This window comes from Allorhizobium sp. Av2, assembly GCF_021462805.2.
Classification (GTDB): domain Bacteria; phylum Pseudomonadota; class Alphaproteobacteria; order Rhizobiales; family Rhizobiaceae; genus Allorhizobium; species Allorhizobium vitis_G.
On record NZ_CP192697.1, the window covers coordinates 315,015 to 339,770 of the forward strand.

The 24,756-nt window shown below is 56.1% G+C and carries 20 protein-coding genes; 12 read left to right on the forward strand and 8 right to left on the reverse strand.

Translation table 11 applies throughout. The annotated features are described in order from the left end of the window. Positions 1 to 150: 150 nt before the first annotated feature. Positions 151 to 927 (forward strand): DUF3313 domain-containing protein, encoded by a 777-nt coding sequence (locus FS819_RS19435; protein ID WP_197434047.1) that lies wholly within the window; start codon positions 151 to 153, stop codon positions 925 to 927. A 98-nt stretch (positions 928 to 1,025) separates the two neighbouring features. Here the strand turns inward: FS819_RS19435 and FS819_RS19440 are convergent, their stop codons facing one another. Then, complete coding sequence (locus tag FS819_RS19440; protein WP_156547265.1) at positions 1,026 to 1,961, reverse strand: helix-turn-helix domain-containing protein; 936 nt, start codon at positions 1,959 to 1,961, stop codon at positions 1,026 to 1,028. Positions 1,962 to 2,179: 218 nt separating this feature from the next. Between FS819_RS19440 and FS819_RS19445 the strand changes: the two genes are divergently transcribed. Continuing rightward, positions 2,180 to 3,565 (forward strand): NtaA/DmoA family FMN-dependent monooxygenase, encoded by a 1,386-nt coding sequence (locus tag FS819_RS19445; RefSeq protein WP_156547266.1) that lies wholly within the window; start codon positions 2,180 to 2,182, stop codon positions 3,563 to 3,565. Between the two features lie 58 nt (positions 3,566 to 3,623). Next, the gene (locus FS819_RS19450) at positions 3,624 to 4,133 is read left to right on the forward strand and encodes a flavin reductase family protein (protein ID WP_234624479.1); all 510 of its coding nucleotides are present in this window, start codon (positions 3,624 to 3,626) and stop codon (positions 4,131 to 4,133) included. Positions 4,134 to 4,359: 226 nt separating this feature from the next. Here the strand turns inward: FS819_RS19450 and FS819_RS19455 are convergent, their stop codons facing one another. The 4 genes from FS819_RS19455 to FS819_RS19470 all read right to left on the reverse strand — a co-directional run bounded on the left by FS819_RS19455 (position 4,360) and on the right by FS819_RS19470 (position 9,195). Continuing rightward, on the reverse strand, positions 4,360 to 5,850 hold the full coding sequence (locus FS819_RS19455) for an MFS transporter (RefSeq protein ID WP_156547267.1): 1,491 nt from the start codon (positions 5,848 to 5,850) through the stop codon (positions 4,360 to 4,362). 85 nt (positions 5,851 to 5,935) lie between these two features. Further along, positions 5,936 to 7,381 carry an acyl-CoA dehydrogenase family protein gene (locus FS819_RS19460; RefSeq protein ID WP_234624478.1) on the reverse strand — a complete coding sequence of 482 codons (1,446 nt, stop codon included), beginning with the start codon at positions 7,379 to 7,381 and terminating at the stop codon, positions 5,936 to 5,938. Positions 7,382 to 7,569: 188 nt separating this feature from the next. After that, positions 7,570 to 8,091, reverse strand: coding sequence for a hypothetical protein (locus FS819_RS19465; RefSeq protein WP_234624477.1), 522 nt, complete (start codon positions 8,089 to 8,091; stop codon positions 7,570 to 7,572). Between the two features lie 480 nt (positions 8,092 to 8,571). Then, positions 8,572 to 9,195 (reverse strand): TetR/AcrR family transcriptional regulator, encoded by a 624-nt coding sequence (locus tag FS819_RS19470; RefSeq protein ID WP_156547268.1) that lies wholly within the window; start codon positions 9,193 to 9,195, stop codon positions 8,572 to 8,574. 205 nt (positions 9,196 to 9,400) lie between these two features. Here FS819_RS19470 and FS819_RS19475 point away from each other — a divergent pair, with 205 nt between their 5' ends. Beyond that, positions 9,401 to 10,690 carry a D-arabinono-1,4-lactone oxidase gene (locus FS819_RS19475; protein ID WP_156547269.1) on the forward strand — a complete coding sequence of 430 codons (1,290 nt, stop codon included), beginning with the start codon at positions 9,401 to 9,403 and terminating at the stop codon, positions 10,688 to 10,690. Next, on the forward strand, positions 10,690 to 11,856 hold the full coding sequence (locus FS819_RS19480; RefSeq protein WP_156547270.1) for an alanine racemase: 1,167 nt from the start codon (positions 10,690 to 10,692) through the stop codon (positions 11,854 to 11,856). The genes FS819_RS19475 and FS819_RS19480 overlap by 1 nt, the downstream gene beginning before the upstream one ends. 119 nt (positions 11,857 to 11,975) lie before the next feature. Here the strand turns inward: FS819_RS19480 and FS819_RS19485 are convergent, their stop codons facing one another. The 3 genes from FS819_RS19485 to FS819_RS19495 form a co-directional block, all read right to left on the reverse strand. Next, on the reverse strand, positions 11,976 to 13,157 hold the full coding sequence (locus FS819_RS19485) for an OmpP1/FadL family transporter (RefSeq protein WP_156547271.1): 1,182 nt from the start codon (positions 13,155 to 13,157) through the stop codon (positions 11,976 to 11,978). Positions 13,158 to 13,692: 535 nt separating this feature from the next. Then, positions 13,693 to 15,123, reverse strand: a complete 1,431-nt coding sequence (locus tag FS819_RS19490) for a coniferyl aldehyde dehydrogenase (RefSeq protein ID WP_234624488.1) — start codon at positions 15,121 to 15,123, stop codon at positions 13,693 to 13,695. Positions 15,124 to 15,143: 20 nt separating this feature from the next. Continuing rightward, positions 15,144 to 16,196, reverse strand: a complete 1,053-nt coding sequence (locus tag FS819_RS19495) for an MFS transporter (protein ID WP_234624476.1) — start codon at positions 16,194 to 16,196, stop codon at positions 15,144 to 15,146. A gap of 527 nt (positions 16,197 to 16,723) precedes the next feature. Here FS819_RS19495 and FS819_RS19500 point away from each other — a divergent pair. The 7 genes from FS819_RS19500 to FS819_RS19530 all read left to right on the forward strand — a co-directional run bounded on the left by FS819_RS19500 (position 16,724) and on the right by FS819_RS19530 (position 24,750). Then, a complete protein-coding gene (locus tag FS819_RS19500; RefSeq protein WP_070167932.1) occupies positions 16,724 to 17,755 on the forward strand; it encodes an AraC family transcriptional regulator in 1,032 nt (343 codons plus the stop codon). Positions 17,756 to 17,885: 130 nt separating this feature from the next. Then, positions 17,886 to 19,484 (forward strand): xylulokinase, encoded by a 1,599-nt coding sequence (locus tag FS819_RS19505; protein ID WP_156547273.1) that lies wholly within the window; start codon positions 17,886 to 17,888, stop codon positions 19,482 to 19,484. Further along, positions 19,477 to 20,130, forward strand: a complete 654-nt coding sequence (locus tag FS819_RS19510; RefSeq protein ID WP_070167934.1) for a class II aldolase/adducin family protein — start codon at positions 19,477 to 19,479, stop codon at positions 20,128 to 20,130. Before FS819_RS19505 ends, FS819_RS19510 begins: the two co-directional genes overlap by 8 nt. Before the next feature lies 1 nt (position 20,131). Next, complete coding sequence (locus FS819_RS19515) at positions 20,132 to 21,592, forward strand: aspartate aminotransferase family protein (protein ID WP_156547274.1); 1,461 nt, start codon at positions 20,132 to 20,134, stop codon at positions 21,590 to 21,592. Between the two features lie 7 nt (positions 21,593 to 21,599). Then, entirely contained in the window at positions 21,600 to 22,247 is a 648-nt protein-coding gene (locus FS819_RS19520; RefSeq protein WP_156547275.1) for a hypothetical protein, read from the forward strand. 102 nt (positions 22,248 to 22,349) lie between these two features. After that, positions 22,350 to 23,516, forward strand: a complete 1,167-nt coding sequence (locus FS819_RS19525) for an alpha-hydroxy-acid oxidizing protein (protein WP_234624475.1) — start codon at positions 22,350 to 22,352, stop codon at positions 23,514 to 23,516. 184 nt (positions 23,517 to 23,700) lie between these two features. Next, positions 23,701 to 24,750, forward strand: coding sequence for an NAD-dependent epimerase/dehydratase family protein (locus FS819_RS19530; RefSeq protein ID WP_156547276.1), 1,050 nt, complete (start codon positions 23,701 to 23,703; stop codon positions 24,748 to 24,750). Positions 24,751 to 24,756: the final 6 nt, after the last annotated feature.

Here is a 24,756-nt window from a genome sequence, read left to right on the forward strand (position 1 = left end):
ACACAATTTCGAAAAACCATCCATTCCCCTGCTATCCATTCCATGAAAGTCACGAAAATGAAGACGCATCTTGCCGATAGCAAAGCTCCCAACTCACCCGTTTTCCATGTTCATTCCGCCAAGGGGAAGGTGGCGGGTCTCCTTCTTGTGATGGTATTGGCTGGGTGTAGCTCCGTTCCGCTCACTCAGTCCGGTACGCTGTCCTCCTATAAAGGCTTGGGTCCTGTTGAAGGTCACGTCAGCAAATCACGGAGTTTTGCTGACACCCCGGCTATAGTGGCGGCGCAAACGGTTTCCATTTCTCCCACACGGTTGTCGCCGCTGGCCTCTTCGAGGCTCCATGACGCCGGGAATGACAGGCTGGTCTCCAATGCTCTGGATCGCGCAATGTGTATCGATCTCAGTGATAAATACCGGGTTGTTGCTCCCGGAGAGGCGGCTGATCTCACCGTTCACGCCGTAATAACCGACATAGTGCCGACCAGCAAAGCCGTGGCGGGCCTGTCGACCGCAGTCACATTGGGAACCTCCTTCGTTCTTCCCGTGGGTGTCCCACGTCTGCCAATCGGCCTGGGAGGTCTTGCTGTCGAGGCGGAGGCGGTTGACGCAAAAGGTGCTCAACGAGCGGCCATCGTCTGGTCCCGCGGTGCAAATTCCATCACCAATACTGCGCGTGTTTCAGAAGTCGGTGACGCCTATGGCCTCGCATCGTCATTTGCCAGCCAGTTCTCAGAGATACTGGTAAAAGGCCGTCAATCCTCCGGTTTGGACCTTTCCTTGCCCTCAGGCCAAAAATTGAAGTCGCAACTGGGTGGAAAGCCCAAAAATGCGGCGTGTGAAGTGTTTGGGCGGGCACCGGGTCTTCGCGATGTTCTGGCCGGAGCCGTTGGCGCACCACCGTCCTGGACCGATCGCCCGGCCAAGTGATGTTGACCCTGCGGTTGAGTGAGGCGGGCGGGCGTCTTGTTCGTAGCTTCCGACAGAAGCGGCAGATCACACCACATAGACGGCGCCACAAGCGCCGCCTACTGTCCCCGATAATCGCGAGGAGCCACTCCGAAATGGTGCCTGAAGGTTTTACTGAAGTGCGAAAGGTCGTTGAAGCCCCAACGGAACGCGATTTCACTGATTGAGATAGTGGCCTCAGCACGAAGGTCGTTGGCGCATCGCTCCAGGCGCCGCTTGAGCAGCAGGCGGCTGAAGGTCTCGCCGCTCTCCTCCAGAAGACGGTGGACGTAGCGGACCGATATTTTGAAGTGCTGCGCCGCTTTGGCGGGGGTCAGTGTGGGGTCTGCGGCATGCGCGCCGATAAACTGAATAACCGACCGTGAAAGTTGCGATCTGAGTGTCCCACGGGCGCGGTCTTCTTCGCTTGTGGACACGCCTGCCGTCATGGCGACGAGATCGACAATGTGATTTGCAATCGGCGTCGAGGCAGATCCAATGTGTTCGGCATTCTGCGCAACGGATTTCAGATAGTCGATGGCGACGGACGCTATGGGATGCGCACTGGTAAAGCGGATTGCCGTCTGCTTGTCTGCCTGTTTCAGCAATGGTTTGAGCATGGCTCGCGGGATGCGGAAGGAATATTGGGTCCAGTCATCGCTACAGTAATCGTTGAGATAAGGCTCGGTTGAGTCCACAAGCGAAAAATCACCTGGTTCCAGCAGCGCTTCCCGGGAGCCTTGCATCATCCGGCACTGTCCCTTGACCTGAAGATTGAGAAAATAGACCTCGTGCGGCATACGGCTGATATCCAGGCGTCTGCGATGGATCTTCTGCCGGCTCGAGGAAATGGTTGTGACGTTGATGCAATCGAGAAGATTGGCCTTAACCTCTCCCTTGAAGCGCTGCTCACCCTCAAGAATGGGATTGAGGGCAATATAGGCTTCGCACAGAACCTCCCGCCAATAGGGAAAGCGGTCCCGCTCCGGCATTTCGTTCGCGTTCCAGACTGCCATGCCATCGCCTCCAGGGGGCACTATTCGCAAGATTAGAAGCAATTATCATGCCAGTCATATCATGGGCCCCGCAAACGCCAGTGTGGCGAATTCGAAAGGCTGACGGCCTTCCTGCACGGTCAGCATAGTCGGTGTTCACTGTCAGCCAAGACGCAAGCGGACCTGTCTCATAGTCTTTGTCCTGGGAGGAGCAACAAAGATCAACAGGAGCAGCAGACATGCGCAAACGGCTTATATTCAATTGCTTCACGATGAACGTTCCCTCGCACATCTACCACGGGACATGGCGACATCCGAAAAATCAGCTCGCCAGCTTCAACGAGTTCGAGACCTGGTCAAAGCTGGCGACAAAACTGGAAGAAGGGCGGTTCGACGCAATGTTTTTCGCGGACATTCTCGGCATTGATCCGGCCTATGATGGCAAGTGGGATGCTTATTTCCAGCAAGGTCTTCATATGCCTTGCAACGACACCTTCACCTTGTGCGCGGCTCTTGCGGGGGTGACGAAAAACCTTGGTCTGGTTTTCACTAGCTCGATCCTGTCCGAGCATCCGTTCGCGTTCGCAAAGAAGGCCTCGACCCTCGACCATATTAGCGGCGGCCGCATCGGTTGGAACATCGTCACAAGCGTGACGGACAATGCCGCCCGCAATTTCGGCTATGACAAGATCGTTCCGCATGACCAGCGCTATGACTGGGCGGACGAATATATGTCCGTTCTCTACAAGCTCTGGGAAGGCTCCTGGGAGGACGGCGCGATGATCGCGGACCGTGAGAGCGGCGTGTTCAGCGATCATACCAAAGTGCATCGGATCAATCATGTCGGAGAGCGTTACAAGGTGCAGGGGCCGCATCTGGTCAGCCCCTCTCCGCAACGGACGCCGATGCTCTACCAAGCAGGGGCCTCCAAGCGTGGCAGCCAGTTCGCGGCGCAGCATGCGGAAGGAACTTTCGTTCTCTATCCGAATGTCGACGGTGCCCGGATCGGGATTGCCGGCACCAAGGCGGTGGCGGCGCAGATGGGGCGCGGTGCCGAAGACCTGAAGTTCATTCAGGGCCTGTCTTTCGTCGTCGGCAGCACGATGGAAGAAGCGGAGCGAAAGGCTGCGGAGATCGACGAATGGGTCAGCTATGAAGGCCTTGCCGCGCATGTCAGCCGCGACATGGGTGTCGATCTCTCCAATCTCGACCCTGACAAGCCGGTCGATGAGTCCGGTCTCGATGGCCTGCAGGGTTACGCACGCATGATCGAGATGGGCAAGCCAAATGGCGAAAAGGCCACCGTCAAGGAGGTCGCAAACGCGCTTTCCTACAATTGCCGCATTGTCGGCACGCCGGAAAGTATCGCCGACGAATTGGCGCTTTGGCAGGATGCAGGTGTTGATGGCATTAACATGATCTGCCAATTGCATCCTGACACCTATATCGATTTCATCGATCACGTCACGCCGGTCTTGCAGGATCGTGGCCTTGCCCAGCGTGACTATGCCGAAGGCCCTTTGCGACAAAAACTGTTCGGTCACGGCCCGCGTCTACCAGATAACCATCCCGGGGCGGCACATCGCGGTGCGTTTTCCCAATCCGCTCAGGCTGCTGCTGAATAATTTCGCAGGGGAGCCTGCCGATGCTGGGCTCCCCGCCTATCAACTCTGGAGGGATGGAATGTCTGAAATAATCCATATGGGGGCTGCGGATGACGTGCAGTTCAAGGACGCAATGGCTATGATGGCCGCAGCCGTGAAAGTGGTGACAACCGATGGTCCCGCCGGGCGGGCGGGTCTGACCGTAACCGCTGCCTGCTCGGTGTGCCAGGAGCCGCCACGACTGCTGGTCTGCGTGAACGTGACCGCTTCGGCGCATCCGTTCTTGCAGCAGAATCGCAGGCTAACGCTGAACATCCTTGCCGCCGACCAGCAGGATGTCGCAATGGCTTTTGGCGGCAAGGTTGCGCAGGAAAAGCGGTTTGATCTTGGTGAGTGGACTGAGGACGACCTTGGGCAGCCATCGCTTCAAGGTGCATGCGCGCGCTTCACCTGTTCTGTGCATGAAACGATGCAGTCAGGCACGCACACGATCTTCATCTGTAATGTCCATGTCGCATCCGGTGACAAGGACAAGCTGCCACTGATCTATTTCGACCGCAACATGATGCCGCTTGCAAAAGTGGCGTAGTATCAAAGTCTTGAAAAGAGCTCAATTTTATCAGAGGTTTGAGATCTTTTCAAAGGAATACCAGGAGTCATTTTCAATGGCTCCTGGTATTATGTAATAAGCCGTGCTGCTGGGGTGGCCCGATCTAGGGACTGGTGCGGGACAAAGACAGCCGTTCTTCAGGCAAATCCAGGCACCCATCCGGTATCAACAACGTCCTCTCGGGACCTACCAGACATGGCTAGGGTCATGAGGTCGTCGCTGTTGCCCGATCGGGAGCTGGGTCTACCGAGGGCTGATGGAGCACCCATGGTTTCGGATATCTCGGAAGCATGGCGGCGAGAATGACCGCGACCAGGGCGATTGCAGTCAGCATCAGCAGTGGACCGACGTAGCTGCCCGTACTTGTCTTGACCACACTGACGAGGAATGGAGCCAATGCCAGGGCCGGGGAGGTGATTGCGAGGCTGAGACCTTGCAGGGCGGCGAAGGATTTCAGTCCGAAATACCTGGCGATCAGTGTCGGACCGAGAGTGGATTCTGCGCCGGTTGCGAAGCCAAGAAGCGCCATGGACAGGTAGAGAAGCGCAGGATTGCCGCTATTGACGAGGGCAAGTGCCAGACCGATCGGCACCGTCGCCAGGAGAACCGCGACCACCCATGGATGGTTTGCCCGATCCAGGACGGCTCCGGCGGCGAGCAGCCCGATAACCGACGTGCTGAAGCATAAGGACAGCGCGAGAGACACGGTCGCCGGATCGATACCTGTCTGGCCGTAGAAGTCCACTGCGTTCTGGCGCATGGCAATCGGCCCTGCGGCGGCGAATGCGATGAACAGCGTGATCGAGATCCAGGCGCGTGTCGGAATTGCCTCCTTGAACGGGACGCCGGGCAGATTGACATCCACGGTCTTCGGCACTTCCGCAGCCGTGCTCACCTTCGGTTCGGAGATAAGCCAAAAGGCCGCTGGGATACCGATGACGGCGATCGCGACTGCGATCACATAATAGGCGCCGTTCCAGCCGAGCCCGGCATATATGCCGGGGTCGATGGCTGCAACCATCGCTGCGGATTTGGATGGGTCTTCAGTGCCCATGCCCGGCATCATTGGTAGTGACACCGGCGCATTGCCGTTTACAAGCCATTGGAACAGGGGAGAAAAAATTGCGCTGAACAGGCTGGATGCGACCCCGATAAGACCGAAACCGACGCCCCTGTGCTTGGGGAACCACTCGGAAATCACCTTGAACGCTATACCCAAACTGGACCCGAATCCAAAAATCGACGCGAGAACGAGAAGTATTCCCATCAGCCAGAGCTTGCCCGCAGCAAGTGGTATGATCGCCGTGACAAGAGCGTAGAGGATGATCCCGGGAAGAGCGACGCGTCGGGCACCCAACCGATCAACCCATTGTCCGGCGAAAGGCAGGACGAGCGGACCGATAATCAGCGGCAAAGCGACAAACATCAGCATAGCTTCCGGCAGCGGTGTCCCGGTTTTCATCGCGAATGCGGGCACCACGAACGGAGTGAGTGCCGAGAGGCCAGCCGGCCCCATGGCCACAAGAAGAAGACTGCCGATAAGTGCGGCTTTTGCTTTGCTGGGGGCCTTTACGAAGTCGGCGATATACTGTTTCCAGCTGACTTTCGGCGGAGCGCCATCGCGCGCCGGGATTGTTCCACTTGAATAGGGCGTAGCGGGAAGCCCCTTCGCCATAGATAGATCCGTTTGAGACATCGGAACTCCTTGAACTCAGTGAAGGCGGACGCCGACGGTGATGACCGCGCTATCCGAAGTTGATGATGGCGATCGGTAAGGAGGCTTAACCTCGCGCGGGTGTTGTTCCTGGTGGGGGCGTCATGCCTGGTGGTGGGGCCATGCCTGCTGGAGGTGTCATGCCCGGTGGAGGCATATGCGATGGACCCTTACCAGTAGGAGGTGAGCCTGGAGGAGGTGAACTCAGGGCGGCAATCATCGGGAAAGGTTCGAGACCGAACATGTCGCGTCCGTTGATTTCGGCCATTGGATCGATCCGGAACGCACCATGCGTCGCCAGCACATGGATATCGCGCAAGGCGCGTTGCAACGGATTGCTGAGGACGACAGCGGACGAGCCAAGGGCGAGTAGGAGCCCGTCGACCACGCGCAGGCATTCATGGATCTGGTGGACGAGGTCCATGGTGATCTCGGGTTCGTTCCAGGGGAAAAAGTCTTCCCCTGCAATCGCACGCCGGTCGATTTCGTCGGCGTGGCGCCAGAGCACGGCATTCGCTCCGTTGACAACGGCGCGCGCCTTACCGGCAACCATTTGGATGGAGGCCATTTCCGACATCGTCTTATAGGGAAGGTTGAAGGGTGGTCGCTTCTTTGCCTGTTCGAGGAAAGAGTCGAGGGCACCTTGCGCTATACCGATCGCCAGGGCCGCGAAGGTGCATGTCATGGCGACCATGCCGCCAATCGGGCTGTGTTTGAAGGCTAGCCCGGAATATTTGCCCTTCAATGAGTCCATCACCCGCGGCAGGTCATTGGTGTGAACGACGCGGTAGTCGGGAACAAAAATTTCCTCGTCGGCCCGGACGCTGTTTGAATTTGTCGCTTGCAGGCCCATGACATGCCAGTCATCGACGATTTCATATTGGTCGCGTGACAGGATACCCATGGCGCGCAACCGCGCGCCGCTTTCCGGGGCGTCATATTCGAACCCGACGGCTCCCCAGGCAGCATGTTTGCAACCGCTGCCGAAGGACCATTTCCCCTTCACCATGTAGCCTCCGTCGACCTTACGGCCATCGCCAACCTTTGGCGCGAAGACGGTGGCACCAAACATGATTGGCCCAACCCAGTCTTGGATGCCGGCGAAGACTTCGTCGCGGGCCTTTGGATCGAAGCCCAGAGCGTTTCTGGCTGCGCTCGAGACGATCACAAGCCAACCGGCGGACGCATCGCCCTGGCCGAGCGCTTTGACGATTTCCGCAGCATCGCGTGCGCCCAGTGCATAGCCTCCAAGCTCGGTCGGAATGGTGATCTTGAAGGCACCAGAACGATCGACGGCCGCGAGCGTCTCTGGCGCAAGCGCGCCGAGCTGTTCGCTCTCAGCCGCATGTTTGCGCAACAGCGGCAGCATCTCGAGGATGTCGTCGCGTATCCGGCGCCCAACCTCGCTGAGATACGGCGAGTCTGGAAATTTCGGTTGGTGAGGAAGGCCTCCTGCCAGCGGTGGAAACTCCGGAGGAAGACCCCCTACAGGTGGTTTGTTTTGCAAGGTCATCGGTTGCTCCACGTTACGAGAGTCTGTCAAGGTCATATTGAACCGAACAAACTCTCGGTTCTCTTGGTTTCGTTTGTCTTTTCGGGAAAATCGGGTTCCACTTTTCCCTGACAAACTCTAATCGGCGATGTCGGCGAAGCCGGCCACAATGCGTCCTTGGAGCCGGGCTGCGATCGAGTTCGGTCTTCTCAATTCCCCATCGGATTCTGACCGGGGACGACCTTGCGGAAGGTGCTCCAATGTTCCGCGATCTTGCCGTTGTGGACCCGGAAGACAGTTAGGATGTTCCACTCGTAAACCGCACCCGGCACGACCGGATCCGGCGCGAGTTCACGCATCATGAGGCAGCCGACCTCTCCGTCGAGAATGACGCTCACCACGGGCGGCGGCGTCGAGCCGGCGATAGGCACCAGTCGGAACTGCTCGATGAGTTTTTCACGGCCATTGCCGAATGCGTTTGGGTCGTGCTGAATGTAGTCCTCGGCGATGTACTTCGTCATCACCTCAACGACCCGCTCTTTCACGACATTGTCGCGGACGATCCTGGAAAGATCGGCTTCGAACTCGATCAGTAACCGCTTGATCGCTGTGCGCTCTGGCGATGGATCTGCCGCGACCGCGGCTTTGAACTCTTCGTTATCAAGCCAGTTCGTGTAGATAGCGGGGTCGCTGATCTCAGCGATGCCGTTGACAATTGTGAATCCGCTCACTGTCTTGGGTCCTTTATTTCTGGTATTGTAAGGCGCTAAAGCGCAATGACGACATCTAAGTCGGCGCGCAAATCCGCTCACCGTGACACGGTGTCGGCATATAGAGTAATGATTTGTCCTAGGCTTTTCGCGGACGTCGCGCTTCAATCCGGTCAACGGGCATTTCAGCTGAAGGGCATCGCCGGACAACGCACGGCTTACCAAGCATAGGGCGCATATTGCGCGACTGTATGGACATTTGAACTCCTCCTTTGATTGATCGCACCCAAAGGCGCTTTTTAGATCAATCCCTCCGAAACTGATCTAAACGGTACAGTACAGAAATGTCAAGCGCTTTTTGCCAGCGTTGCTCCTTGCGAAAACACCGGCGAGCCGAGCGTTTACTGGTGAGGCTATGGGTGTTCCGACATAGACATTGTCCCCCCTCTGGTGTCCATCAGCTTACTGTCAAATCACAGAATGGCTGACCGACTCCAGTTGTTATAGCTGTTCGAATTGGTTGAACCGGCCACGAACAAGACGTCGATAATCATCAATGATCACGGCGCCTTTTTCTTCATTCTCATGCAAGGCCAGACGAATTGCAGCGCTGGCGAGCTGGAATAGCAAATAGACGGCGCGCGCATATTCCTGCCTGCAACTTTCCGCCAGAAAGCCCTGTGTACTCCGACTGAACTGATCGGCCTGCCGGAGGGTTTCCTGGATGTCGAGGTCATGCAGTGCCTTGTCAGCATGGACGGCATCGAGCAGGTCCTGCACAGCAGGGTCGCTCCGGACGCGATTATAATAGAAATCAACGATCATTTCCGCCGCATCGCCAATACCAGAGGCATCCTCAATGTCCTGAAGAGCCGTATCGATGACTTCGCGGGTTCCCTGGGAATATCGTTCAAAAAGCGTAGCGATGACTGCGGTTCTGTTTGGAAAGTAATGGTAGACGGTCGCCAGAGACATGTCGCTTGCCGTGGCAATGCCGCGCATGGTGACAGCAGCGCTGCCTTTTTGACCAATCAGCTCCATTGCTGCCGAAAGGATATCGTCAATACGGTCTCTGCTGCGCTCCTGGCGGGGCTGCCTCCGCAATGTCTTTTGGTCGCTCGTCATAGCGTGCTCCGCTTTCGAGTTGACAAATTTGTGACATACGCCAAAGTAAAAATTGACACAGTGTCAGCTTTTCTCAATTACGATAGCAAATGGGCATGCTGGCGCACAGTGAGAAAGCAGAAATGATTGGGGTTACATAAAAATGGCCTTAAGGCCCGCCGGTCGGTGTGGCCGAACAAGCCTCCTATAAACAGAGGAAGTTACGATGGTTTCAGGCGAAAATGTATCGTGGAGCAATTGGTCAGGCACCGTTGAGACCCAGCTGAAAGCAATTCTTCGTCCCAGCACGAATGAAGAGTTGAAGAATACCATCCGCTCGGCGCCAGGACCGCTCCGGCTCGTTGGCTCGGGCCATTCATTTACGCCGCTTGTCTCGACCCCTGGAACGATCGTCGATCTGTCGGCTTTGTCCGGTTTGATCGATTATGACAGTGACGCCCTGACCGCAACGATTGGAGCGGGTACCAAGCTGAGCGATCTGACGGAATTGCTCGCCGGGCTCGGTCAAGCGCTGCCCAACATGGGCGATATCGACAAGCAGTCTGTCGCCGGCGCGCTTGGTACCGCAACGCATGGTTCGGGCCTTAGCCTGGGGGCTTATCACACGCTGTTGAAAGGCATGCAATTCATCGATGGTCGCGGCACGCACCGGGAATTTATAGCCGGACGCGATGACGAGATGATCCATGCGACCGGCGTGACGCTTGGTAGTTTCGGAGCCTTGACTGCCGTTACCTTTCAGAATGTACCGGCTTATAATCTGCGCCGCAAGCGGACAATGATATCGATTGGCGATACGCTTGAAAACTTCGAAAGCTTGATGTCAGCCCATCGATCGGCAGAGATTTTCTTTGTTCCCTTTGCCAATCATGCGCTTTTTCAGACACTGGATATCACTGACGAACCGGGTGATTTTCAAGTGACCTCGGAGGACGAAGACGGTCTTGCGACGCTGAAGAAACTCAGAACCTTTCTGCGATGGTTTCCCGGCTTGCGACGCAAATTGATCGGCAATGCCATGGCGAAGCTGTCCGACGAGGAGGCCGTGGGTGAATGGATGAAGGTCTATGTCACCGACCGCCAGACCAAGTTCAACGAAATGGAATATCATCTGCCGTTTGAAGAGGGAGCCGGCGCTCTGGCAGAGATCATCGAACTGATTGAGAAGCGCTTTCCGGAAATCTACTTTCCCATTGAAGTCCGCACCGTCAAAGGGGACGAATTCTGGCTCAGCCCCTTCTACAAGCGTGACACGTGTTCCATAGCCATTCATCACGGCATCGGTGAAAATCCGGCAGCGTTCTTCCTTGCTGCGGAAGCCGTGTTCCGTAAGCGGGGTGGGCGACCGCATTGGGGTAAATTGCATAACCTGAGGGCTGCCGATCTGGTCGGCATCTATCCGCGATTTAAGGATGCAATGGAGATCAGATCAGAAATAGATCCAGAAAATCGCTTTATCTCGCCTTACATGGCGACGCTGCTTGGGGTGCGATAATGGCTGAAGCCGACTATTTCCGGATGCTCTCCGAAGCACTTTCCCAGGCCGACCTGTTTCGTCCCGTGCTTGTTGTCGATCGAGATCGGCTCGATGCAAATATTGCCACGATTGCACGCGGTCTTGCGCCGGGTCTTGGCTTACGGGTCGTCGATAAGTCTCTGTCATCGATCCCATTGCTTGAGCGCATTCTGACGCAAGCCGGAACGATGCGCCTGATGAGCTTCCATCTGCCGATGACCTGTGCCGTATTGGAGGCGTTCCCGAAGGCAGAAATCCTGTACGGGAAACCGCTTCCCACAAGAGCGCTTGCGGCGTGGATGCGGCTCGCTTCTCCGCATCTGGTCGCGGATCTTCTGCGCCGCACCGTGTTTCTGATCGATAGCCCGGACCGGCTCGATCAATATGCGGCACTGGCGCGCGAAGCGGGGCAAACAATCAGAATAGCCTTTGAGACGGATACCGGCATGCATCGCGGTGGGTTCGAAACGCCTGATGCGCTGGCTGCCATCTGCGCCCGTGCCGTTCAGCAAAAGGAATTGAGAATAGAGGGGCTTGTCGGCTATGAGGCGCATATCCCGGAGGTTGCGCGTCTCATTGGAGGTGCTGCGGAACAGGAGAAAGTTGTCTCGCGTATCAAGGCTTTTGTTTCGGTCTTTCCGCATGGCGCATGTACCATCGTCAATACGGGAGGCAGTAAAACCGCGCTCTCCTATCATGATGCCGGTGCCGCGAATGAAGTCTCCGTGGGCTCGGCTTTCCTGAAACCGACGGATTTCGACATGCCCTCTCTTCAGGCCGTGCAGCCTGCCGTGTTTATTGCCACGCCCGTGTTGAAAGTGGAGGAGGTTCGCCTGCCGGGGCCTCCGCTGCTGACAAGCCTGATGCAAGCGACAGGTCTTTTCCCGCGCAAGGGGTGTTTTCTCTATGGCGGCAAGTGGATGGCCAAGCCGGTTTTTCCCAAAGGCATGCGGGAAAACAGGATCTGGGGGCTTTCATCCAATCAGCAGTTAATGGCTCTCCCTTACGACAGTACCTTAAAGCCAGATGATTTTGCTTTCTTTCGCCCAACCCAGAGCGAGGCAGTGCTGCAACATTTTGACGGAATTCATGTTCTTTCAAAAGGCCAGATAATAGAAACCTGGCCCACTCTTCCGCCCGGTTGACAGGGCGCCCGGTTGACAGGGTAGGCTTGTGATATTTTCAGGCACCGGTTCCATTTCAGTTCCGGTGCCTTTTTAGTCTCGTGGCTTATAAATCTCATTCAAAATTGCCATTGGCATACTCAGAATTCGATCAGATAACCCAACCCTACCGCGACGGCCCAGTCATGCTTGGCGGTAGCATCATAGGTCGCTCCGGCGCTGACGCTCTGTGAACCGGCAGTGAGGTAAGACACGGAGGTTCCGAGATCGAATTTACCGAATTTGGTTTTGTACTCTGCGCCTAATCCGAGGGACCACGTGTCGGTGGTGATATCTGCTCCGGTTCCGACGCCTTCATCCCAGGTTACGTTGATGGTTCCAGAGAGTTTTTCTGTAAATTCATGACCTACACCAATCTGCACCGTATAGCCGTCCTTGTAGTTGAAGGCCTTGTTGCTTGTGCCAAGCCCGGTGACGTCATATCTGAAGTTCTGAAGAACGCTCCAGTCTGTCCAGGTCAAGGAACCGTAAACTAGCCAACCCGGCGCTACGCCGGTCTGGGCAGACAGCTTGATCGACTGAGGCAGGGTTCCGGTTCCATCAGCCGGCGCCGTGTCTGTCACACCGGCGGCGGCGGCAAGCGCTGAGGGCGTAAATGTCCCTTCCGCATCGTGCGACACCTGCGACCGGTACATGATCTGAAAACGCATGGCATATTCGGGAATGTCGTAAGCGGCGCCCACTCGGTAGCCTAAAGCACCGTCATCCTTCAGTCGAATGTTACCGTAAAGGGTATTTTCCTTGTACTCGAAACTTTCCAGAAAGACGCCGCCGATCATGTAAAAGCGGCCCGGCCCTGCGTCCACCCGCACATCGCAGGTCGCACCATATTCATCCGTCGAAAACTGCATTTTTGAGGTGGGATTGACGAGTGCCAATCCCTGACTCACAGCTGTGGTATATTCGGCGTTCTGCGCCTCGCTTCCATACGTTGCAGAGGCGCCAAATGGTTGCGTATACGTCAAAGCGCAGGCAATACCGGAACCAAGCGTTGCCTTGACGGCGGCGCTTGGTATCCAAAACTCATCCGAATAGGCTTTATCAGAGGCACGTGCGCCGTTCAGGGTTGAAAATGAGCGGCTTGGTGAGACATATATAGCTCCGCTCCGTAAACTATAGTTTCCATCCGTAAAGAGAATATCAGTGTCGGCCTCGCCGCGGCTAAAGCCGCCCGCGACTGCAACGTAAGGCACAAACGATATTGCACCCACCCATATTGCCAGCGCAAATTGAGGCACTCGCCAAGAATATTGACTGCTCATTTCGTTCCCTTTTTTTATGTAGCATCGACGACATCGAGTTCCCGAAATTATTATTTCCCAGTTTTCGGTTTGATGCTTTCCTGCATTCTCAGTATCGATCACCCCCGGTATTGTTTAGGGTGCTATTCATTCGGTGCCGGTCTCGATTGATGTCTTTAAACAGGTCGTTTCCTCCAGCGGAGGGATGGCCGAACTGCAACATATCAAAGACCGGTAATTTGTTGCTTTCTCCCTCGTCAAAGCGAACTGAAATTGCTCAGCATATGGCGGATCCCCAATTTGATGACGATAAATTGGACCGCGTTTCCATCAAGGGAAAACCTGGTCATATTGGTGTCATATGAGGCCAAGTCTTACCTAGCGGACAGGACGATGCTGCTTGTCTGATATCGGGTTCAGATGCTTGCTCCAACCAATGACGCGGCAAGGCCATGATCAGTCTTCAAGGAAACCGATAGCTTACGCAGAAGTCTGCCGCAGTGGATCCTATATTCACCGGCATGACACGAAAAATTATAGAAAATGACGCTTCATATTAGTCGCGTATCATGAACCTGGCCAGCAATTGCGCCAAGCGCCCGTAAGGAGGCATAGCGAGGCGTGCGGGGTTGAAAATACGGACTTTTGCAATGCCTCGGGCATGGGAAAAACGCTTGAAGCCCTCATGGCCGTGATAGGCCCCCATGCCGCTTGGTCCGATGCCGCCAAAGGGCAGATCATTTTGCGTGATATGCAGCAGGGTGCCATTGATGGTGACATTGCCGGAAATCGTATTCAACAGTGTTTTTTTCTCGGTCGCCCGGTTTCCAGTGAAGATGTAGAGCGCCAGAGGACGCGGGCGCTCGCGGACAAATTTCAACGCTGTGTCAAAATCCTCATAGGGAATAAGGGGCAGGATTGGTCCGAAGATTTCCTCCTCCATCAGCAAGCAGTCGGCAGGCGGATCGATCACCAGCGTGGGTGCGATCACGCGCCCTTGAGAGGGCATGGCGATATCAGCAGTGATGAGTTTGGCCCCACGGGCGCGGCATTCCTCAATGCCCTTGAGCAACCGTTCATGCGCTCGAGCCCCGACAAGGCTTGAATACTGTTCTTGCCCTGCGTGTTGTGGCCCCGCGTGTTGTGTACCCGCCTGTCGTGGATAAAAAGCCTCTGCCTGAGAGATCAGCGCGGATGCAAGGTCTCCAAGTTTTGATTTTTCGACCAGAACATAGTCCGGTGCAATGCAAGTCTGGCCCGCATTCATCAGCTTTCCAAAGGCGATGTCACGGGCTGCATCGGCAATAGGATAATCCGGGGCGATGAGTGCGGGCGACTTGCCGCCAAGTTCCAGGGTGAGCGGTGTAAGGTTAGCAGCTGCTGACGCCATAACCTTGCGACCCACCGCCGTTGAGCCGGTGAAAATCAGATGATCGAACGGCAGGGCAGAAAAGGCTGCGGCAATCTCCACCCCTCCTTGGATAACGGCAACCTCCTCCGGGGAGAAATAAGCTTCGACGAGCTTTGAAAGAAGAGCCGATGTTTCCGGCAGCAATTCCGAAGGCTTGATGATCGCCCGGTTTCCGGCGGCCAAAATGTCAATCAGCGGTCCAAGGGCCAGCAGAAGCGGATAGTTCCACGGCACCATAATACCAATCACCCCGAGCGGCTGGTATTGAACCCAGTTTGAAAGCTGCAGAAACTCAATAGAGCGTCCACGGCGTTCGCGTTTCATCCATCGGCGTAGATGAGACCGTGTATGGCGAAGCGCGCCCATGAGCGGAGCAATCTCCAACTGCACCGTTTCATGATCGGACCTATGACCAAAATCCCGCGAAACCACATCGCACAGCGCTTGCCGGTTCTCCTTCAGCAATCGGCCGATCCGGTTAAGGCGGTCCCGACGCAAGGATAGTGACGGATAACTGTCATGCTGGAAGGATTGACGCTGGCGTTCCAGAATAGACTGGAGAGTTTCAATGGCCATATCGAACAAGTTTCACTCCGCTATTTATTGACGACAGTCGCTGGAAAGCTACGGTGGAGATGGCCAAAGATGATTGCTGCAAAGATCGCCGCGATTGCCAGTGGCAAGAGACAGGACCAGGCGAAAAGGCTTGGATCGTAACCTTCAAAGATTGGCCCGGCAATTGCGGTTCCCATCGTGCCCCCCAAGACGGCGACCACTAACGTTCGTGACATCACCGACCCGTCGGGGTCGTTTTCGGTCAGTATACCTGTGATAAACGGGGTCACGATATAGAAACCGATATTAACCAGAACCTGTGTCATGACGAAAATCAGGGGTGTTAGCATGGTGAACAGGAAATAGATCGACATCGCCATGATCAGGAAACCCAGCAGCACGGCTGGCAGTCTTTTGGCCTTGTCATGGGTGAAGGAAGGAATGATCGCTCCCAGGAAGCCTACCAGCGATGATAGGGCGAGATAGAAGCCAACTTCACCATTGCTCAGCCCCACTTTTTCCCCCACATAACCGCAGACTGCCCATTGCGCCGCCTGCACCCCATAAACGAGAAATACAACCATCATTGCAAGCAGCATTTTCCCATTGTTGAGTTTGGTATGACGGCTTGCCACAGGAAGTCGGGAAGAGCGCCTGGCGACGAAAAAAACAAGTGGTGCCAAGATGACGGTAAACGCCCCCAGCATGAGAAAGACAGGCGCTCCGGCGTCGGCCGGTGGCATCAATGATACCACAAAAAGCAGCAGCCCCATGGCGGTTCCGCCAATCAGGCTAAGCGCGCCCCAGTATCTCTCGGCATTGGCAAGCGAGGCGAGGCTCATCGAAACGAGGCTGAACAAGGCGCCTTCCCCCAGGCCGGTTGCAAATCTTGCAGTGGCAAGACTGTAAGGGTTTTGAAGCCAGAAACTCAGTGCTTCTCCGGCTATGACCGCGACAATGCCGCCAATCGCTACTGCTTTCCATGATCTAAGTGCCAATTTGGCTAGGAATATCCCGTAAAACGCAATGCCTGCGAGTTCCGCGCTGGCGACGATTGTCGCCATTGCTTCGCTATAGCCGGTCAGTTTGCTCATCGACAGAACGACGACGGGCATGACCATTGTCCCATTCAGTGCTACCGCATAGGCGGCACTCAAGCCGAGTATCCATAAAAGCATCGTCATTCTCCCAGAGAGCTTGCCCCTCAGAGAGGTTGGTCCCTAGAGAGGCCGGGTCGCTTTTCGCTTACCCAATGTTCCGCCTGTTATTATTGTCCGGCCCTTGAAGAGCGCGGTGAAATTCAGAATAGGAGGACGACACCGCATCACAAGGGAGTTCGGGGACACTGTGGTATCATATCCGGCCAATCTATCTCCCAGGACATCCCCGGCATTGACTGTCGTCATGGAGGTGTCTTTGTATTTCATGCTCCGCGCAGCGGATATACTCGGCCCGAATGGACAACAGTATGCGGAGGTATATTGTACAGTTGGGGTAAATGCCGCATGATACCCGCTATTTCCGGTCATAACCGGCTCTGTTGAAGGAGAATTGAGCAGGAAGCCGGCATGGCTGGCGCGGGGGGGAATGGACGTGGAGGATAAGTCATAAGGGGGGTCTGATGAAGACAGTCGATGCGCGTTACGTGACTGCCAATATCCCGGCGTTTCTCATTCGTAGCCTCGTGATGACGCTCACGGATTTTGGCCTCGACGCCTCGCGATTAACGGCTGGCCTCGGCATTCCCATGGAGGATCTCGCCGACCCAGCCTGTCGGGTTTCTTTTCGCCAGGGACGTGAGGCGATCCTGCGCGCCATGAAAATGACCAGGGGCAAGGCGCTTGGATTGGAGACCGGGATTCGTGAAAAGATTACCTCTGTCGGCCTTGTCGGTTATGTGATGATAACGGCAGCGACTGTGGGTGATGCGGTTAAGCTTGGTCTCGACCTGCAAAAAGATACCGGCAGCATGCTGGAATTCGACACCAGGGAAAGCCCGGAGGGTGTCGTCGTCACGGCAGCGAGCCGTTTTCACGATCCCGACATCTATGTTTTCCTGGTGGAAGAGGCTTTTGCCAGTTTCATGGGGGTCGCACACGGTCTTGTCGGGGAGGGCTTCAAGCCGGTCCGGGTCGATTTTGCTTATCCGGCGCCAGCGCATACGGAAGCCTATCAACGGGTCTTCGGCTGTCCTATTCGATTTGGCCAGATGGAAAACGCGTTCATCTATGATGCCGCCTGGTACAAGCAACCGCTGCTGACGTCCGATCCTCTTAGCCACCGCCAGCTTCTTGAATTCATGGCTTATAACCGGGCCCGAAGCCGCGAGGCAGCCGAAATTATCGAATCCGTCGAAAGGGTTCTCCGGCAGAAACTGCACAGTCGCACGCATATTTCCAAGGTGGCCCGTGCGCTTGGTATGAGCGAGCGCACCTTGCGTCGCAGACTTGCCGAGAGCGGGGTTTCCTTCCAATCGCTTCTGGATGATCTTCGCAAGAACCGCACGCTCGAACTGTTGGGCAACAGGAATATGTCTGTCGAGCAGATCGCCTTTGCGGTCGGATTTTCGGACCCTCATAATTTCCGGCGCGCCTTCCGACGTTGGACCGGCACCACGCCCGGTGCGCTTCGTGCGGATCTATCGCCTATTTGACCGGTAAAGACCCCTCAAAGGACAGCTTCACCGCTACGCAAAAGTCGGGTTTTTCCCCTATTATAGGTGCAATATCCAATAAAAATGGGGAGCGACCTGGATTATATCCAGGCTGCATGCACGGCAAGAGATGGCCAAGTCTGACCAATATATTTTATCGATCGATCTTGGCACCAGTGGCTGCAAGGTCGGATTGGTGTCGATTACCGGACACGTAGTTGCCTGGGCATTTCGGCCGGTTCCGCTCCAGGTTATCGATACGATCGGGGCAGAGCAGGACCCCTCGCAGTGGTGGAACGCCTTCATCGAGGCAAGCCAGGATGTGCTCCGCCAGAGTGCGGCATTGCGCCAGAATATTGTTGCGATCTGTTCATCCACCCAAGGTGAGGGAACCGTTGCCGTTGACCGTGACGGCAATGTGCTGATGAATGCGATTATCTGGCTCGATATGCGCGGTGCCCGCTACCTGAAGAAGGAAATGCGGGGGGCAATGAAGGTCGCGGGCTATGACGCGATCAAGTTGCAGAAATGGTTGAGGCTGTGTGGCGGCGCCCCGGCTTTGTCCGGCAAGGACCCAGCGGGCCACATGTTGCTGATCCGCGATGCTTTCCCTGATATTTACGAGAAGACCTACAAGTTTCTCAACGTTCTCGATTTCTTCAATCTGCGGCTGACGGGCCGGTTTTGCGCCACGCAGGATTCCATTCTCACCTCCTGGGTGACTGACAACCGCGACGTCAACAATATCCGCTATGACGACGGGTTGATCGGTGCCAGCGGCATCGACAAGGCGAAATTCCCCGATCTCGTCAGGTGTACGGATATCGTTGGAACCCTATTGCCTTCCGTCGCAGATCTGTTGGGCCTGTCGCCAAAAACACCGGTCGTTGCCGGTGCCATCGACAATTCAGCCGCCGCCATCGGCGCTGGAACGCTGGCCGATTATGACGCCCATCTCTACATGGGGTCATCGTCCTGGATCTCGGCGCATGTGCCTTTCAAGAAAACCAGTGTGATGGACCAGATCACATCGGTTCCTTGTCCGGTTTCGTCGAAATACCTGATGATCGCCATGCAATCGAGCGGGGCGAGCAATATCGCCTTCCTGAAGGATCGGATCGTCTTCCATGACGATGGCCTGATCGATTCCGAACCGACCCCGGATACCTACAGGGTTCTCGATGAGATTGCCGCCCGCACCCCTGCGGGAGCCGCTGGCATGATGTACCTGCCCTGGCTTTTCGGCGAACGCTGCCCTGTAGATGACCCGACCCTTCGGGCTGGGATCTTCAACATGAGCATGGAGCATAACCGCGAGACCCTTGTCAGGGCCGTCTTCGAAGGCGTGGCGCTCAATACACGCTGGATGATGAAGCCGGTCTCCCGGTTTCTTGGCCGCAGGCCCGAGGCAATCACCATGATCGGCGGTGGCGCGATGTCGCCTGCCTGGTGCCAGATCTTCGCGGATGTTCTGGGCGTCCAGATCCGCCAGCCGCATGATCCGATGAAGGCCAATGCACGCGGTGCGGCCTTCATCGGGGCTGTGGGTCTCGGCCTCATACAGTTCGACGAGGTCGCGCGGCATGTGGTGATCGACAGGATTTACGATCCCGATCCGGCAACGCAGCGGCTCTATGACGAGCGCTTCGGTATCTTCACGGAACTCCATCGGCGCCTGGCGCCGCTTTACAAACGTCTAAACGGATCAAAGGGCAAGATTCATGGCTAAATTCATGGCCCAGCGGCAGGAAATTGCCGATATGAGCCGCTATTTCGCGGATAATGGCTATTTTGCCGGAACCGGCGGCAATATCGGCGTCCGCGTCGACAGAAAATTGATGGCGGTTACTCCCTCGGCCTCCGACTACTACACGGTCGAGGCGAAAGACGTGGTGATCCTTGATATCGAGACCCTCGACATTGTCGAGGGCGACAAGACGCCGACCATTGAAAAAGGACTGCATGCCAGGATGCTCCTTATGCATCCTAACCGTCATGCCAGTGTTCATACACACCAGCCGATCGCAAGCGCCGTCGCGCTGCTACATGAAAAACTGCCTTGGCCAAGGGGCAGCGATCTCAACGAGCTTGGTCCCCACGTCGCGCTTATTCCCTACAGGCCGTCGGGCACGGGAATGCTGGCTAAAATTTTTGCGAAATCTCTGCGGCCCGACATCTTTGCGTATCTTCTGGCCAGTCACGGCGTCATCTGTGCGGGGGCCGATCTCAAAACCGCTGCGGGCATGATCCGCAAAATCGAAGCCGCTGCCGCCGCCCATCTGCGCGAACGCATCAACAAACACGTCAATCTGGATCGGCAACTCCAGGCGTTCATTCTGAACGTTCTGGACAAGGCTGAGACCAAGGGAGCTTGAAATGAACATGGCAGCTCGTAACTCGGAACTCTCCTACAGCATCAGTGCCTGGCCTGATAACAAAGACCTCATGGACCGGCTGAATGCCCTGCTGAAGCAACCGCCCAAAGGCATTTCCAAGTCCAATATGCCGAAGGTGCTCGATTATTTCGAACAGAAATGTCAGACCTCCAAGGCCTGGGCTGCACGGGCGGCTGAGGTTATTCCGGGTGGTGTCCAGCATAACCTCGCCTTCAATTATCCGTTTCCCATTGCGGCCACCAAAGTCGATGGCGCCTATATGTGGGATGCGGACGGCAATCGCTATACCGATTTTCTGCAGGCGGGCGGACCGACATTGCTTGGCTCCAACTATCTGCCGGTGCGCGAAAAAGTGCATCAACTGATCGATGAATGCGGTCCGGTGACGGGCCTCCTTCACGAATACGAATTCAAGCTGGCCGAGATTATCCGCAAATATATGCCGGGCATTGAAATGTTCCGCATGCTCGGCTCCGGCACGGAAGCCTGCATGGGGGCCATCCGTCTGGCCCGTGCTCACACCGGCAAGAAATGGGTGATCAAGGTTGGCGGCGACTATCATGGCTGGAGCGACCAGATGGTCTACGGCATGCGTGTGCCCGGTACCGGTCGGCGCGAAGCAACGGGCATTCCCAAAGGCGTCACCGGTTATACTCAGGAAGTCTTCCCCAATGAGATTGGTACGCTCCGGCGCAAGCTGATGCTGAACCGTATTCGCGGCGGCACGGCAGCGGTTATTCTTGAACCTCTGGGGCCAGAAAGCGGCACGCGGCCTGTGACGCCCGAATACAACCGCGAAGTTCGCAAACTCTGCGACGAATTCGGCGCCTTGCTGATCTTCGATGAGGTCGTCACCGGTTTTCGTGTCGGCATGGGTGGCGCTCAAGGTTATTTCAACGTGAAGCCTGATATTACCGTGTTCGGCAAGTGCCTCACCGGTGGCTATCTGATGGCAGGCGGTATTGGCGGTCGCAAGGACATCATGATGACGTTGGTCGGGGGTATCGGCACCTCGAGCAAGCGCGCCTTCGTCGGCGGCACGCTTTCGGCCAATCCGCTGTCTTGCGTTGCTGGTTATTATGCGATCGAGGAGATGGCGCGCACCAATGCGCCGGTTGTTGCCGGACGAGCTGGCGACCGGCTGGCCAAGGGCTTGAAGGAAATTCTCAACCGGCTCGGCCTTCCCTATGTGGTCTACAATATGGGCTCCATCGTCCATCTCCAGACGTCCGCTGTGCTGTTGATGAGCATGCGCAACCCGATCAAGCTGATGCGCGAGGCCAATCCCCGTAAACACCTGATGGAAGAGATGGGGGCAGCCTATATGGCCCACGGCATCCTGACCCTGGCGGGTAGCCGCATCTATACCAGTATGGCGGACACCGATGAGGTGATCGATGATGCCCTTGAGCGTTTTGAAACCGTTTTCCGTTTGGTGTGACATGCTTATGAAAGTCAACACTGCATATATCGAGGCGGCTCTGGGCCGGGCGGCGGCCCGTCTTGCGGGAAAAGGGCTTCTCAAACCGGGCGATTTGCTGTCGCAGCGGATTCCCGAACAAAATGCCTTTGTGGCTGTCCGGATCAACTCCGGACAGGACGTGCCCGATGAATTCGAATGGACAAGCCTTTCCGCGCCGCCGCGGGACTTGCATCACCGCATCTACCGGGCCCGGCCGGATGTGGGTGCCATTGCCTCGGGCGGGTTGACCTGGACATCAGCACTGGCGCGCCTCGACCTTTCCCTGCCGGCGGTGTTCGATGAGCAGATCCGTCACCTCGGCCTTGAGGCAAAACGTTTAGGCATGTGCTCGACCGATGACCCGACGAAGGCCTTGTCGAACGGTGCGAACGCCTATTGCCTTGATGACATGGCGCTGTGCTTCGGCATGGGGCTTGAGCGCCTGCTGCTGAATATCGAAATCCTGGAAAAATGTGCTGAATGCTTCATTCTCGCGCAAAGTGCCACGGTCAAGGTCAAGCAGATCCCATGGCTCATCAGGTTCATTGCCAATGGGCGTCTGAAGAAAGATCAGAAGGAGGCGGCAGACCGGCATCTTCGCGGAGAAAGATCGATCATGAAGGCTGGATACTGACTAAAGCGCGACAGAAGCAGTCATCATCAGGCGTATAAGCTGCTGTCATGTCGCGCCCCGATACCATTGCCCCAATACCAGTACCAATGGGAGGAGAAATTGGTGCAGCAAAATTTTGGAGACTTTCAAAATGAGATCTATCTTGCCGGGTTGAGTGGCAAGATGCCACTCTTGCCAGTGGATTTCGCCGGTTTGGAGGCACAGGCGAGAGAGACTATGTCACCCTCCGTCTGGAGTTATGTTTCCGGTGGCTGTGGCGATGAGTTCACTCAGCGCAACAATGTGGAGGCATTCAACGGTTATGGCATCGTTCCGCGCATGTGCAACGGCGCGGCAAAGCGTGACCTGAGCGTTCCTCTGTTCGGCAGGACATTGCCAGCTCCGGTCTTTCTGAGCCCGATTGGTGTGATTGGCCTTTGCTCCGCCGACAATCATGGTGATCTGCGTGTGGCCGAAGCGGCCGCGAAAACCGGCGTGCCGATGATGGCTTCGACGCTATCGCAGGATCCGATGGAAGACGTTGCCAAAGCGCTCGGTAATGCGCCCGGTTACTTCCAACTCTATACGCCCCGTGACCGTGATCTTGCCTTGAGCTTCATTTCGCGGGCGCAAAACGCCGGATTTGAAGCCCTGGTCGTGACACTGGATACCTGGGTGACAGGCTGGCGACCGCGTGACCTGAACTCCGCCAACTTTCCGCAGCTGCGGGGGCTTTGCCTTGCCAATTATGTCAGTGATCCCTATTTTACCAAACGGCTGAAGAAGCCCGTTGCGGAGGATCCGGCTGCGGCGATCTTCGAGTGGGTAAATATATTCGGCCACATCATGACATGGGAGGATCTGAAATGGATCCGGGAGGCGACACGTCTGCCCATCGTCCTGAAGGGAATTTGCCACCCGGATGATGCGCGCCGCGCAGCCGATACTGGCATTGACGCAATCCAATGTTCCAACCATGGCGGGCGGCAGGCCAATGGCGGGATCGCGGCCATTTCCATGTTGAACGATGTTATTCGGGCAGTCCCGGATATGCCCGTCCTGTTCGATTCGGGGGTCCGAAGCGGTACCGATGTTGCCAAAGCGCTGGCGATGGGGGCGGCGGCTGTGGGTATTGGCCGTTCCTACGCTTATGCGCTGGCGGCTGGCGGCACCGAAGGCGTCGTGCACCATTTACGATGCATGCTGGCGGAAGCCGATCTTCTCATGGCTGTCAATGGTTATCCTGCGATTGCCGACCTGAGAAATGCCGGGGTCCGTCAGACGCGTTAAACCTCTTCGATCCTAAACACGGCGTCCACGTGGCGCTGCCTGTTTTCTTTGTGACAAAGCACGATCTGAGTCGGGTCTTTTGCGGTCATTTTTTGATCAGCTCAGGCCAAGCCGGAATCAGCATATTTCGAACCGTTTCTTCTATCTGTTACGATCATACCCATAAGAAAAACAGGGGTTCAGAATGCAAGAGACCATGCTCGTCACGGGCGGGAGCGGATTCGTTGCCAGCCATCTCATTCTTCAACTTCTTGAAATGGATGCCACTGTGCATACCACGGTCAGAAGCCTGCGCAATGTGGCCAAGACCAGGCCGTTGACCGATATGCAGGCCCGCTTTCCGGGGAAGTTGACGCTCTATGAGGCCGACCTTTTGAGCCCTGGTTCTTTCGATGCGGCAATGGCTGGCTGCGCGATTGTTTTCCACGTCGCATCGCCTTTCAAGCTGCCGGAAAAAATCAAGGACGGACAACGCGAAATGGTGGAGCCAGCCCTTCAAGGCACCCGCAATGTTCTTGGCAGCGTCAACAGGACTGAAAGTGTCCGGCGCGTGGTGATGACATCGACGATTGGCGCGATTTTTGGCGATTACATCGATGTCCGGTCGATGAAGAATAACACGGTTGCCGAGGACTATTTCAATACGTCGAGCAATGTTCAAAACAATCCATACCATTTTTCCAAGGTTCTGGCGGAAAAGGAAGCCTGGAAAATCCAGGGGGAGCAAAACCGCTGGAGCCTGACGACTATCAATCCCGGCATGATCCTAGGCCCTTCCTTGACGCCCGCCTCTGAATCCGGCTCGCTCTTTCTGCTGGACGAGATGTTCAAGGGATATTTTTTCTACGGCATGCCGGACCTCAGTCTCGCATGTGTGGATGTTCGCGACGTGGCGCAGGCCCATATCCGGGCGGCGCTGAACCCTGACGCAAAGGGGCGTTATATTCTCGCGGAAAACCATACCCGGACCTTCCTGCAAATCGCCGGCTATGCACGCCGGGTTCATCCGAAGCCCTATCTTTTGCCCTCCTGGCAGATCCCCAATCTTGTGGTTCGGTTGATCGGGCCGCTGTTTGGCCTGACGCAGGCATATATGACGAACCATCTCGGCATTCGCTTTGCTCTCGATAACAGGCGCAGCCAGTCTGAGTTGGGCATCGCCTACCGGCCATTCGAGCAGACGATGGCGGATCACTATCGCGGTTGGGCGCAACAGCGTCGCGCGATGGCGTAATTTCCC

Excerpts from the sequence above, each read along its gene's own strand:
- FS819_RS19470 (WP_156547268.1), bottom strand. The coding sequence starts at position 9,195 with ATGACGAGCGACCAAAAGACATTGCGGAGGCAGCCCCGCCAGGAGCGC.
- FS819_RS19510 (WP_070167934.1), top strand. The coding sequence starts at position 19,477 with ATGGCTAAATTCATGGCCCAGCGGCAGGAAATTGCCGATATGAGCCGC.
- FS819_RS19440 (WP_156547265.1), bottom strand. The coding sequence starts at position 1,961 with ATGGCAGTCTGGAACGCGAACGAAATGCCGGAGCGGGACCGCTTTCCC.
- FS819_RS19490 (WP_234624488.1), bottom strand. The coding sequence starts at position 15,123 with ATGGCCATTGAAACTCTCCAGTCTATTCTGGAACGCCAGCGTCAATCC.
- FS819_RS19495 (WP_234624476.1), bottom strand. The coding sequence starts at position 16,196 with ATGAGCAAACTGACCGGCTATAGCGAAGCAATGGCGACAATCGTCGCC.
- FS819_RS19480 (WP_156547270.1), top strand. The coding sequence starts at position 10,690 with ATGGCTGAAGCCGACTATTTCCGGATGCTCTCCGAAGCACTTTCCCAG.
- FS819_RS19435 (WP_197434047.1), top strand. The coding sequence starts at position 151 with ATGGTATTGGCTGGGTGTAGCTCCGTTCCGCTCACTCAGTCCGGTACG.
- FS819_RS19515 (WP_156547274.1), top strand. The coding sequence starts at position 20,132 with ATGAACATGGCAGCTCGTAACTCGGAACTCTCCTACAGCATCAGTGCC.
- FS819_RS19460 (WP_234624478.1), bottom strand. The coding sequence starts at position 7,381 with ATGACCTTGCAAAACAAACCACCTGTAGGGGGTCTTCCTCCGGAGTTT.
- FS819_RS19500 (WP_070167932.1), top strand. The coding sequence starts at position 16,724 with ATGAAGACAGTCGATGCGCGTTACGTGACTGCCAATATCCCGGCGTTT.
- FS819_RS19530 (WP_156547276.1), top strand. The coding sequence starts at position 23,701 with ATGCAAGAGACCATGCTCGTCACGGGCGGGAGCGGATTCGTTGCCAGC.
- FS819_RS19520 (WP_156547275.1), top strand. The coding sequence starts at position 21,600 with ATGAAAGTCAACACTGCATATATCGAGGCGGCTCTGGGCCGGGCGGCG.
- FS819_RS19475 (WP_156547269.1), top strand. The coding sequence starts at position 9,401 with ATGGTTTCAGGCGAAAATGTATCGTGGAGCAATTGGTCAGGCACCGTT.
- FS819_RS19445 (WP_156547266.1), top strand. The coding sequence starts at position 2,180 with ATGCGCAAACGGCTTATATTCAATTGCTTCACGATGAACGTTCCCTCG.
- FS819_RS19450 (WP_234624479.1), top strand. The coding sequence starts at position 3,624 with ATGTCTGAAATAATCCATATGGGGGCTGCGGATGACGTGCAGTTCAAG.
- FS819_RS19485 (WP_156547271.1), bottom strand. The coding sequence starts at position 13,157 with ATGAGCAGTCAATATTCTTGGCGAGTGCCTCAATTTGCGCTGGCAATA.
- FS819_RS19505 (WP_156547273.1), top strand. The coding sequence starts at position 17,886 with ATGGCCAAGTCTGACCAATATATTTTATCGATCGATCTTGGCACCAGT.
- FS819_RS19455 (WP_156547267.1), bottom strand. The coding sequence starts at position 5,850 with ATGTCTCAAACGGATCTATCTATGGCGAAGGGGCTTCCCGCTACGCCC.